This is a genomic window from Pseudomonadota bacterium, from assembly GCA_018817425.1.
GTDB lineage: Bacteria > Desulfobacterota > Desulfobacteria > Desulfobacterales > RPRI01 > RPRI01.
The window spans coordinates 94,298-106,639 of the sequence record JAHITX010000007.1 but is presented as its reverse complement, the minus strand read 5'-3'; the positions used below and the strand labels follow the sequence as shown (position 1 = coordinate 106,639).

Sequence of the window (12,342 nt, the reverse complement as noted above, 5' to 3'; positions counted from 1 at the left end):
TTCTCTCTGTGGGAATTATCCGTTTTTGAAACGCTATTATCCTTCAGCTTGTAACGTTGAAATTTTTGGAAAGGAGGATAATATTATGACAAACGGAATTGTTAAGTGGTTTAACGACCAAAAAGGTTTTGGATTCATCGAACAGGAAAACGGACCGGATGTATTTGTGCATCATAGCGCAATCAATGCTACCGGTTTTAAGTCTCTCAGTGAAGGTTCGCATGTGACTTTTGACATCGAGCAAGGAGCAAAAGGTCCGGCTGCTGCAAATGTAACCATCGCCTAACCTGTATTTAAGACAATTAAAGGCATCTCCTGTGAATCGGGGGATGCCTTTTTTTTAATGGTTGCTTAACAGCTATAATGCTTTACACTATCATCAATAATATTATTGATTTGGCAAGCGACCGGAAAGGAAATGCCATGGCAAGATCTAATTACAAGTTTCAGAAATATCAGAAAGAAATAGATAAGAAAAAAAAGAAAGAGGAGAAAAAACAGAGCAAGCTGGATAAAAAGATGGTTGAAACCGATCAAGTTGAAGGCGATGAAACTGAACAAGACCTGACTCCTTCTATGGACGACCTGCAAGAATAGTGGCCTATCAGCACTGTTTATCGACAAATTGAGGGGGCTATGAAACGCTCCTGAAAAACTCATTTTTAGTCAAGAACTTCTGCGGATTGATTCCGTTAAAAAAGCCGCATACTTTACCGGTTATTCTCCAATGTTTGTTGAAAAAGGCCGTTGAATACATTAGGCTTTTTACCAATGTTTAATACCTTCAAGAAATCCTTCAATCCCTTTTTTCAGGGGGATGAGGCGTATATTCCCCATCTCAAACGTATGGCAATCCCACGGCATTAAGAAAAACTCAGAATATGAGAAAGATATTTCACTGGATCAGTATAAGAACAAGCATTTGCAATTTTATCTGCGAAAAAGGCACTCAGTTAAAAGAGCTGAACTGTTATATTCATCTATAATATAGGTTCATCCTCCCGCAAAACTATTAAAGGGCAAAACGGAGGATGAACCTATGAGTGATCGCAAAAATTTATCCTATCTCAAATTGATTACTCAGCTTTAAAAATTACCATTCATATCCAAATGTTACTGATGCCTCAGTAGTTGATATGCCATCAGAAAAGGCGTAACTGGCATCATCGTCTCCAACAAAGGCTTGTAACCTTAAGGTGGTATAAAATTGGGATGTAATGCTCCACTTAATTGCAAATCTAGTCATACCGGTTCCACCTTCTCCGTGCTTTCCCGGATTGTATGCCACTAAAATAGCAGGAACCAATTTTGATGCCCACCAGGATGTCCTCATCCGAAACATAAAGACATCTTGCTCTCTTACGTTTCTGCGGTCGTATCTACGTGAGCTGCTATATGTATTTGGTATAAGAGTGTTGCCTTCAAAATGGGAAACTAGATGCTCCTCGCTGAACTTGCTGTCCCACTCATTTATTGTCTTATGCAACCATTCAAATGAAGCTTGCGATAAATCTCTGGAAAGCCATTTCAAACGGAGATCCTTGTCTATCGCAATTAAGGCCTTTGTAACCGGCCTATATTCAAACGTCATTGTCCCTGTTCCTTCTGGATTTAAATGGTATTCAGATCTTGGAAGGTTTATAGGATAAGCAGTATAACGTGAAATTTCTCCTCTGACAATCGCTTCAAAGCGGCCTAGTAGCAATTGATAACTGAAATAACCGCCGTAAACATGCTGTTTATTGTGTGTTAAGATTGCCGTTGGTGTATTATCTTTATTAACTAACAAAATGCCAGGTTCATTGACCACATCCCTGAAATAAACAAGAGAAAGTGTAAGCCTGTCGCTGATATCCGCCCTTACCCTGGCGCCGTATTCATTATTATTGGTGGGCACATCCTCGCGGATATTGAAAATTCCTTTAAAATCGGAAAAAGCTGTTATACTCACATAAGGAGATTCCAGACCAACTTGCGGATTACCGGCTTCACTGTCAAGAGGTCCGAACTGGGTAGGCCTGATATCAGGAATCCATAATAAATCAAAATTGATGCTAGTACTGGCAAAACGCGGCAGATCGTAGTTTATACGTCCCATCCAGAGTGGAGTCTTAACGTCATCAGGCTTTTGAAAAAAAAGATTGTAAGACATATCCGGTGGATTGATAACATCGAGAAGGGTTTCAAGACTGCCCTCACCCCAGGAAACAATTTGTCTTCCAGGTCTGAAAAAGCCGCCGCCATAATCGCCTGTGTAGACAAAATCGATAAATGCTTCTCTTAAATCACTTTCATATTTGATATCATCTTCTCCGTAATCAAACCTCGAAGCCCCCATATTACCTGTGATATCATAATCTTCTGAACGAAGATCAAAGATCGAATCATAAGCTCCCCTGAAGGTCAGGTGAACTTTTCCTACAATAAAAGATCCAAAATTTATATCTGGCTCAATATCAATATCAAATTTTAATGTATTTCTTTGTTGTACTCCATAAGCTTCATCAAAAAAACCATACTGAATACCATCTGCATCACGCAAAACAAAATTGGACTCTATATATCCGTGAAAGCTGGTAGTCATTTTCGCTGTAGCATTTGCAGAGAAAATTGCCAGCATTATCATAATAACAAACATGCATAAGCATGTTTCAAACAAAATTCTTTTCCTCATTTCTTTTCTCCCTATTTTAAGCTTCAATGCAATTAAATTCTTCCCGATTCTGCAAAAAGCAGTATGCATAAAGCATCTTTAACAATATAATTCAAATTAGTTAGAGTTCCTTCATTTTGACAATTGCAAAAAATTACTAATTGTAAAATATTTGCGCCCTAGTTCTGAAGCAGGCATAAAGACAAATGATTCAGGGTCCGCCGATAAGTTGGTAGATGTAGCATGATGTTCTCTCTCATTAATATAAAGAGAAGCATCGCGATCTCCGATGTTATTTATTCCGCTAGGGCATTCACTATAGTGTGTAAAAAACGTAGCCCAGGTAGTAAACTTTCCTGCCGGATCAGATACTTCTTTGTACCAAATTATGAAATTTTCCTGATCAATATAATTTATGTGCAAACCCCAATTATAATAAGGATCTTTTGGCATTTGTTCCACAATCCATACTTTTCTAGGGACATAGGTAATATTTAAAGGCGACCATGATGCACCTTTCCATTTTGTGTCTTCATAACCATATTTGAAGTGACGACCTGTATAAGGAAATGTCCTTGCCATACTTCCATTGGGCATTTCCTGTGCCGGAACTATATCCGGACTAGTAAAAGAAACAAGAATTGTTCTTTCTCCTACATACTTCCATGTCATAGAGCTGTCTTTTCCTGACCACATATGATTTGCGTCCCACCATGAATCGGAACCCATGTAAGGATCTGACCTTGATGTTGAAGAAGCTTTACGTATCCTTCGAATAATAGGCACATAGGAATAATTGCTGTCTTCCTTTTCCCCTAGATATACTATGGCCATTGTATTTGTTCCGCTTACACTCATTGGCTCAAGAACTCTTTGCATATCATAAGTCTTAACGTTGTCGGGATTTTCTATCTGATGAGCGGGTGGCCTGCCGTTTACATAAAGACGTTGATCCAATCCACCCACATAACGTTCTTCACCGGATTTATCAAACCACATAACCCTGATTTGACCTCTTGATCCCATAAGACGATATCTCTGGTAATTGAAGTTTTGTATAATCTTTGCTCCTGCCTTGAGATCTTTTAGATCTATATTAGGAAAAGGAAATCCATATAGATTTATCGGATATTTCCCAGTAGCTTTATCGATTAAAAAACCCTCTGAACTAATGTCGAATTTACCTTCATTCTTTGCGCTTGCAGATAGAAAATCTTCATTATGTTTGAACATAAAATTTAGATTCCCCGGCGTAATAACATAATCACCTCTTTCAACCGCATTATACATAGCAGGAAACAATAGATTTTTATACTGACCACAGTTGGTCTTATCAATCACCTCAGGTAAATCCATAGCAAGAACATGAATAGCACTACTACACAGCAACAGAACGAACAATAAACACAGTGGCAAACCAAAACACTTTGAAAATTTCATTTGTTTCCTTTCCAATTTAACATTTCCCTCCTTTTCATTTATCTTTTCGGTTGTTATATTATAGCTTCATCCAGCGTAAAATAGCCCTTTTAATGATCATATCAAAGTTTATACACTATTTAGAAAGACATGAAACATAAAGAGGACTAATGCATGCCGGACAAAGATATCTCCATAAACATGATTATTAACAAAAATCGCTAATCAATAATTATATGTGTCCTGCTAATTTCCGAAAGGTTATATCTATCGAAGAAAATAATAGCGGGTAAAATACTGTCTTATAATATTAAATATTGTAAGATAGTATTTTAAGAAACAGGAACAGATAAGATCATGTTTCTATTTATACTTATCAACTTATTAATTTGCTAAAATCAATCCCCAGATCCTCCATAACTACCTGGATACCGGCTCTTGCACCGCCAAATACGCCGAATCCGGGATGCGTGCATGATCCAATCATATATATAAACTCCTTTACTTTGAGCCGATTATGAATATAATTCATTTAAATATGAGGTTTTATACGTTTAAAAAAAATCTATATTTTATTATTATATATTTATATCTTATCAAGGCCAGAATATGTCCTAAAAAAGTTTTATGCCTTACAAATCACTTGTTCAGTAAAAAGCAAGCTTCAGGCAATTGCGAAGATTGCAGGCTGCGCTCTCTTAAAATTACTGATTTTTTTAACACTTGGTAAAGGAGTTGTTCTTGATTATTCTATATTTACGAAAGGTTTAAGCATTGCACATCCAATGATGGATAGAAATCTGAAATATTTTTCTAATATAATTTGATATGAAATTAGATGAGCTGGGAAATAAGATTAATAGCTATATATTCCCACAAGCGTTGATATACCCATAAGCGTTGATGCCTTGAGGTGCTATTTATTACAAATGCTTTTCGGGCATATATACTCGATTTGGTCTCTTTTTTATTATATTTGCGAAGGTTTAGAGTATTTAAGGCAGGACATATAAACGTTTTGCTTTCAGGATGAAATACAAACTGCTGTCCTGTTTCATGTGACGTAAATTCAAAAGGATTGAAAAGCAGCATCGACAGGCTGTTACAGAATGCTGATTTTACCCATTTTTGAGTTTGTATCTTATTGATTTTATTGATTCTCAATTTTGAAAAATGTAGTTCTGTAACAACCTGTCGAAGTCTTAAAAACAATGAGAGAGGTTGAAATTAACAAATCTAAAGGATAATAATAATGCAATTAAACGAATATATCTCAGTATCTCCGGAGATGTTTGAGAAAATAGTAATTTCTCTTGTTGTTCTGATTGTTTTTAGCATAGGCAGAATCGTCTTGAATCTTGTTGTAAAAAGAAAATTTACGGATGCAAGGCGGGCATACCATTATCGCCGTTTTATCTTATACACATATACCGTACTATTGGTGCTGATTATAGGACGTATATGGGTAAAAGGAATAGATTCAATAACGACTTTTTTAGGTTTAGCAACAGCCGGTATCGCAATAGCTATGCATGATACCATTGCGAATCTTGCGGGATGGCTATTTATAATCTGGCGTAAACCTTTTTCCGTTGGAGATCGTATTGAAATTGGCGGTGTAGCTGGCGATGTGATTGATATCAGGATTTTTCAGTTCAGCCTGATTGAAATCGGGAACTGGGTAGATGCCGATCAAAGCACAGGCAGAATTATTCATATTCCAAACAGTAAAGCATTAAGAGAACCTTTGGCTAATTACCAAATTGGGTTTGAACATATCTGGAATGAAATTCCTGTACTTATAACTTTTGAAAGTAATTGGAAAAAGGCGAAGGAAATACTAAATAATATTGTCTTAGACAAAACCATGCACCTTTCCAAAGGCGCACAGGACCAGATACGAAACGCTGCAAAAAAGTATTTTATATTTTATGACAAGCTTACCCCTATAGTATACACATCAGTCAAAGACAGCGGTGTTTTACTGACTCTTCGTTATCTTGTTAAACCTCGTGAAAGAAGAATAACAGAGCAACAGATATGGGAAGCAATTCTGGATGCTTTCGGAAAAGATAAAGAAATTGATCTGGCATATCCTACTACCAGGTTTTATAGTGATAATAGTGAGTGCCAAAAAGGGATCAAGGGGTCAAGGATGCAAGGGTTCGAGTGAAAGGCTTAAAATATAATGAATAATCCTATCAGTTATGTTTTAACGTTTGTAAAATTAATAAACAACCACTTGAACCCTCGAATCCTGGTACCCTTTTTAATTTACTGTACGTGTGATAGATTAAAATGCGTCCGTTATAAAAAAGTATCAACTAAATGCATCCCTCACATTTCTTTCAATTGCCTGAAAAAACTCAGGGCTTAATGCATATGCTACTACCTCAAATTTCCATATGGTTTCGTCAGAGTTTTCCTTAAGATTAATTTGCGGCTCTTTTTTAATACTTGCACCTGATGAAAGCATAATAGCATTTTTTATCATGTTTTTTGCTTCTTCTATCGAAGCTTTCTTTTTTATTTCAATATCAAACCGGTGCAAAGTTGTCTTGTCCCGTGGCTGAATCTTATAATGGATAGCAGAACTTATTTTGCTGTAGGGAATTTTGGCAACAGCTCCGTCTTCACATGATAAAATTAAATTCAGATAATCGGCTTTAACAATTACACCCTCAATTTCATTTAGCATGATATGCTGGCCCGGCTGATAATTATCGCCCAGCTTGAGCACAAAACCTGCGATAAAGTCTTTTGCCATAAACCAGCCAAGCCAGATTACTATAACGGCAGTTACACTTATTACAGCCAAGAAATAATAATCACTGTCTTTTAATGTTATATGAAGACCCCAAAATCCGAAAACACTCCATATCAGTATTTCAGCAATCTGGAAAAATTGTTTTGTCCGGTTCTTTTGGATCTTGGGTATAATTGTTTTGTTTATAATTTTTAATGCAAAGGAAAGTAATATCCCAAGCATAATAACTATCAGTAATGATAATCCCGAAAACTCAATATTTAAGAACTCATTCATAAGAGATCCATTTCTTCTAAACAATTAGTAATTAAAGGTTGGATATAAGGACTAATTTGCATGACCCCCGGACGTATTTCCTTTATAATCCCGCTTCTCTTAAGGGCTTGAACCATGAGATCTGTTTTTTCTTCGTCACCGCCAAGAAGCTGTTTAAGCCGGATATCACTAAGATGTTTGTGCAGCATAAATTGCTGAAGAGTAATCAACCAGTCCATATTCAATTTTTTCAGAGCCTGATTGTTGGCAGCAATTGGAGTTCTGATATCTATGGTAAGCGGATTTACCTTCACAATATTACTGATCCAGTAATGTATGGCCTGACCTACGTTGCCATTTGAAATATCGAAATATTTATTAAATAATCCGGCAAGACGAAAATTTGAAATGGAATCTTCATTTAGCCTGCCCAGTTGAAATTTTAAGCCTGTGGAACGATGTCGAAGCAGTATCGCCTCCTGCAGCTCTTCAGAATCAAACGGCTGGCATTCAATCGCGCTGATAAAAGCATTTTCAATCGGTTTTAGCCTGTTAATAAATTTAAAACTGTGCCTCCCTGTATTTACTATAAAAAAGCATTTATCACCATATTTGTATATCAGATTCATCATTTCTTCTATTACGGCAAATCCTTTACTGCTGCGTTCCCACCAAAGTTCCATGTCATGAAAGATAATAGCACTGTTTTGTTCAAGATTATTGAACGCCTTTTCATAATCACCGTTTTGTTTCAGCATGTCTGTTAAGCGATTTTTAAATTCATTCGGATCTATACTTCCACCATCAGGTGGAAATACATTAAAGATTTTGTTGCGTTCAAAATACTTGCCAGTTATAGATCTGCAAAGAGTCGATTTGCCGGAGTGCCTGTCTCCTATAATAAGCAATGCTCCATTGTATCCCTGGCGATATAAATCGATAGCTTTTTTTGCACAATCCATTTCATATTTTCTATCAATTATAAATTCTTTGCCGATTATCTGGTTGCCCAAAAATAATTGTTTGTAATAAAAAGGCAGTATACGGTTTATTTCATTATCCGGTGTCAGCAATTTTACCATTGCAAGCAGGTGGCCTGTTTCGGTCTGATAAGTTGCGGAAACTCTGCTTATTTTTTTTGCAAACAAAATCCCTTCGCTTTTTTGGTAGATAAGCCTGACCACAAGATCTTTGCTCTGTGTTTTCAGCCATTCGGATATTTTTACTGCTTGTGTAAATATTTTGCGGCTTTCTCTTGTGCGGATAGTTTGCTTTAATTCTCCGGCAGTTTTTGATATTAGATAAGGACTCATTTTTTCAAATGTTGCGCCAAGCAGGCGTTTAAATTCTGCCTGGAGATTTTGCTGAAGTTTTTCAATATTGTTTTTTTCAGCGCTTATCCTGTCAAGGCCGCTTTTTACAATAACTGACAAATCGGGAACTTCCTTTTCATTGGAATCGGCATTGTTGGCATCAGATAAAAGCGAGAGATTATGATTTGTAAATCTGACTACATCCTGAGCTATATCGTTTGTTTTTTTAAGACTGCCGGAAAGCTCGGATATATGTTGCCGAAGCGGATCAATAAGTTCCGTTTCGATCAGGAAACCTGCATAGCGAAGTAAATTGATATTTAACATTAAGACATCACAGAACTGTTCCTGCTCAATTTTTTCACATGATTCTTCCGTCATTAGTTCAATGGTATCAGGCAATTCTTCTTCCGCTGCTTGTATATCTTTAAGCAGTTCATTAAATAAGGATTCCGGATTAATTATTCCCTGTAAAAAAACTGGCCAGTTTATATCCTCTTTTTCTTCTGAATTAATCGATTTCAAGTCTGTCTCTAATTTATATAGCCTGCTTGAAAAATTATTTCCTATACTTAATTTTATTCCATTGATGAATCGATCAAGAATAGTATTTATGCGGTTTTGAAAATTTTTAATGGTTAAATCTTCAATCAATGAATTCACGATTAATCTTTGATGATTAAACCATGTATCGGGAATTTCCTGCAATTGTATATCAGATAACCGTATTTTATTAAGTTGTTTATTTTTCTTTTTTATGATGCGGTTTACATTAGCACTTTCCAGATCAATAGACATCATCTGCATAATCTGATAAAGGTTTTGTCGCAGCTCATCCGATGAGTTCCGGTAGTCTTTCTGACAATTATCGAGAACCGATTGTAATTTCACTTTTATTTTTGTTATTTCCTGATCAAATATTGTTTCATCTATACTATCTTTTTCAAGTTCCAGCCCAATATTAATAAGACTGTCTGATACGAAAATAAATAATTTTTGTAAATCCGATATCAGGTTGTAGTTTTGCAATCCAAAAGCCTGTAGATGCTTATAAACTACATCCTGTTCAATTTGTTTTATTAAGGTATTAGCAAATAACCGCATCCGGATTTTACGCCGGATTGCCATATCCCCACTTTTTATCTTAATTTTTTCCCAAATTGAAGTCCTGTTTGCAATTTCATGAGTTTGGGCAGACTCAATAAATATATTTAATTCGGATGGGCTATCGTTATGTATTTTTTGTAATTCCACAAGGAGCGCCTGAAGGCCTGCTGACAAACTATCTTTTTGCTCTAACAGTGTAGTATCCTGAAAACTCTGAACAATCCGGTTTGAGTTAAAGAGATAGTTACTGAATGTATGCGACAAAGCTTTTTTGATAGATAGCACTTCAAAATGACTTTTATCGGGAAAAGCTTCTTTAAGTTCATTGATGTTTCTTTCAATCAGCTTTTCGATTTCTTTTAACAATAAAAGGTTTTCAGCATGGATGATTTTTACTGAACCCTGTTGATATCTGGCAAATGCTTCTTCTGTTTTTGTATTAATATCAGCCATACTGTCTGCAAGCACTTTATTCTTAGGCAAAACAAGCGATGGCGGAATATAATCATAACCAATATTATTGTCTGGCATAATTCTGGTTTGTTTAATTTCCTTCGCCCTTTCAAGCCCGGTATGAATAGGTTTAAAAAAGGAAGATGCTTGAATTAATAAGACTGTGCCCAATGTTTTAAGGATATTATCCGTATCCGATATGTACTGGGCAACGTTTTCCTTTTCTACATCTGTTAATCCTAGTATTACAAGATCCGAATCCTGAGACTCTTGGGCAATAATTTCATTAACGGAACTTCGATCGATGTTGTTGTTGATTATTTTTATACCGGCTTCAATTCTGTATTCTTCAATTACATTATTTATGTTTCTGTATATTATATCGTTTAATGTAGAATCTTCATTTATAATAAAAATTCTGGCATTTGTGTCTTCCCATTCTTCGGTCATTTTCAAAAACTTTATCAATGTCAGCCCTAAAGACACCGAATTGCTGCCGCCGCCCCACCATAGATCTATTGTTTTATGAGAACCAAACCCTTTTTCAAAATGGTAGTCGAGCAGAAAAATATTATAATCAAGATTTTTGAAACTTTTTATCACCTGGGCAAATTTTTCGGGTTGCTTACTAGTTCGCGCCCAGCCGAGCATAACCGAATTAGGCTCGATACCGGAAAAGCCATATACTTTAGTTATGGTTTCCATTCCTTCATAAATATCGTTTACTTCCATATGCCTTGTAAAGATACCGGAAAATTCGAAATCATTTTCATTAAGCGTTTGCTGAACTTTGGGGATAATATGACTGACATTCTTGTTTTCGACCAAATTAAAATTAGAAATAATTCCGCGCTTATGTACAAGCCAGCGGCCAAATTCCAGCAAATGGGGGCGAGCTACTGTCCCACCGCTGAAAAGAACAATATTAGGGCGCCAGTTTCTCTGTTGTTTAACAGTACGATCAAGATGGTTTAGTCCGTATCTTAATATGGAAGACCAGACACCTTCCCATGTATCGCCTGAATCCAGTGTCAGTTCTTTTTTCTTAAGAAAAAGAAATATGGAACTCATAATAATAACCGCACCTATCAGAGCTATAAAATCCAGTTCAAGCATTAAGATAAAACATACTACTGCTCCGATAATGCTTACCCAGGCCGGGATTTTAAAGGAAGGCAGAAAATCCGTACTTGCCCATTTTTCTATGGCACAGCTTAAATTTAAAAAGCCGTATGTGGTGATAAAAAACATTGACACTACTCTTGCTATCAGATTCAACTCCCCTATAAGAATGCCTGCTTCCGCTATTATAAAAGACAGTATAAGGGCATTTCGCGGTTCATTTGTCTTACCGTAGCCTTTGGCAAAAATACGGGGTGTAATTCCGTCTGATGATGTTGCCTGTAGAATACGGGGCGCTCCTAATATACTGCCTATAGCAGAAGATAATGTTGCTCCCCAAATGCCGGCTACAAGCAGAGGTGAATAAAATGATAATTCAAGTAAAATATTCGGATTGTTCACCAACTGGTCGGAATTAATCCGGAAAGAAAAAAATGCTGCAAGACCAATATAAACAAGCAAACCTAAGGCAATGGCGCTTATTGTTCCAATGGGAATAGATTTTTTTGGATCTTTAAGGTCTCCTGACATTGATACCCCAGCCTCAAAGCCTGTTACAGCCGGGAAATAAATAGCAAACAGCATGATAAGTGGAACAGAAGTTGTCACTGGATTAATAAGAGGTTTTGCCGGTGCAAAATCGCCTTTTCCGAAAAGAATGGTAAGAAGGGACAAGACAATCGTAGTCATAATAATATATTGCGTTTTTATTGCCAGAGAAGTACTGATCATAACCAAAGTGCCTACAAGGATAATAGCTATAGTTCCGGTAAACCGGATTGTATCTTTTGTAATCGGCAGACCCCAAAACCCTAAAAAACTTTCGGAAAAGCCTATTAAATACAAACTAATGCTTAATGACATTCCAAAAAAAAGTGCAATACCAAGCGTTCCGCCGATAGAGAGACCTATACTTCGGGAAATTATATAGTAGGTTCCGCCGGCCTTTACTTTTTTATCGGTTGCTATGGATGAAACACTGAGACCTGTGCATATGGAAACAATATGTGCCACCAGTATAATGCCAAGCGTAAGAACAAATCCGGCCTGTCCTACAATCCAGGGCAGGCGCATATACATTATAACGCCAAGAATAGTTAAGATTGAAGGCGTGAATACTCCACCGAAAGTTCCGAGTTTTTTATCCTGTGCCATATTTTACTTACTCATTTCTGATAATTTTTTGGTTAATTATATGGGTAACATAACATACTTTAATAAATTTCACTATCATGCCAAACAACTCTTAGATA

The 12,342-nt window shown here is 36.4% G+C and carries 7 protein-coding genes; 3 read left to right on the top strand and 4 right to left on the bottom strand.

From position 1 onward, the window contains the following. Positions 1 to 85 precede the first annotated feature (85 nt). Both KKC46_01710 and KKC46_01705 read left to right on the top strand, forming a co-directional pair. Positions 86 to 286, top strand: a complete 201-nt coding sequence (locus KKC46_01710) for a cold-shock protein (GenBank protein MBU1052525.1) — start codon at positions 86 to 88, stop codon at positions 284 to 286. A 137-nt stretch (positions 287 to 423) separates the two neighbouring features. Next, entirely contained in the window at positions 424 to 597 is a 174-nt protein-coding gene (locus KKC46_01705; GenBank protein MBU1052524.1) for a hypothetical protein, read from the top strand. Between the two features lie 496 nt (positions 598 to 1,093). Here the strand turns inward: KKC46_01705 and KKC46_01700 are convergent, their stop codons facing one another. After that, the gene (locus tag KKC46_01700; protein MBU1052523.1) at positions 1,094 to 2,674 is read right to left on the bottom strand and encodes a hypothetical protein; all 1,581 of its coding nucleotides are present in this window, start codon (positions 2,672 to 2,674) and stop codon (positions 1,094 to 1,096) included. Between the two features lie 111 nt (positions 2,675 to 2,785). Beyond that, a complete protein-coding gene (locus KKC46_01695; GenBank protein ID MBU1052522.1) occupies positions 2,786 to 4,093 on the bottom strand; it encodes a DUF1329 domain-containing protein in 1,308 nt (435 codons plus the stop codon). A 1,231-nt stretch (positions 4,094 to 5,324) separates the two neighbouring features. On the opposite strand from KKC46_01695, the gene KKC46_01690 reads away from it, so the two are divergent. Beyond that, positions 5,325 to 6,245, top strand: coding sequence for a mechanosensitive ion channel family protein (locus KKC46_01690; protein ID MBU1052521.1), 921 nt, complete (start codon positions 5,325 to 5,327; stop codon positions 6,243 to 6,245). A gap of 147 nt (positions 6,246 to 6,392) precedes the next feature. On the opposite strand, the gene KKC46_01685 is transcribed toward KKC46_01690, so the two are convergent. Both KKC46_01685 and KKC46_01680 read right to left on the bottom strand, forming a co-directional pair. After that, on the bottom strand, positions 6,393 to 7,115 hold the full coding sequence (locus KKC46_01685; GenBank protein ID MBU1052520.1) for a mechanosensitive ion channel family protein: 723 nt from the start codon (positions 7,113 to 7,115) through the stop codon (positions 6,393 to 6,395). Continuing rightward, complete coding sequence (locus KKC46_01680) at positions 7,112 to 12,244, bottom strand: amino acid permease (protein ID MBU1052519.1); 5,133 nt, start codon at positions 12,242 to 12,244, stop codon at positions 7,112 to 7,114. The genes KKC46_01685 and KKC46_01680 overlap by 4 nt, the downstream gene beginning before the upstream one ends. Between the last annotated feature and the right edge of the window lie 98 nt (positions 12,245 to 12,342).

Coding starts and splice junctions, on each gene's coding strand:
- KKC46_01690 (MBU1052521.1), top strand. CDS start 5,325: ATGCAATTAAACGAATATATCTCAGTATCTCCGGAGATGTTTGAGAAA.
- KKC46_01700 (MBU1052523.1), bottom strand. CDS start 2,674: ATGAGGAAAAGAATTTTGTTTGAAACATGCTTATGCATGTTTGTTATT.
- KKC46_01685 (MBU1052520.1), bottom strand. CDS start 7,115: ATGAATGAGTTCTTAAATATTGAGTTTTCGGGATTATCATTACTGATA.
- KKC46_01680 (MBU1052519.1), bottom strand. CDS start 12,244: ATGGCACAGGATAAAAAACTCGGAACTTTCGGTGGAGTATTCACGCCT.
- KKC46_01695 (MBU1052522.1), bottom strand. CDS start 4,093: ATGAAATTTTCAAAGTGTTTTGGTTTGCCACTGTGTTTATTGTTCGTT.
- KKC46_01710 (MBU1052525.1), top strand. CDS start 86: ATGACAAACGGAATTGTTAAGTGGTTTAACGACCAAAAAGGTTTTGGA.
- KKC46_01705 (MBU1052524.1), top strand. CDS start 424: ATGGCAAGATCTAATTACAAGTTTCAGAAATATCAGAAAGAAATAGAT.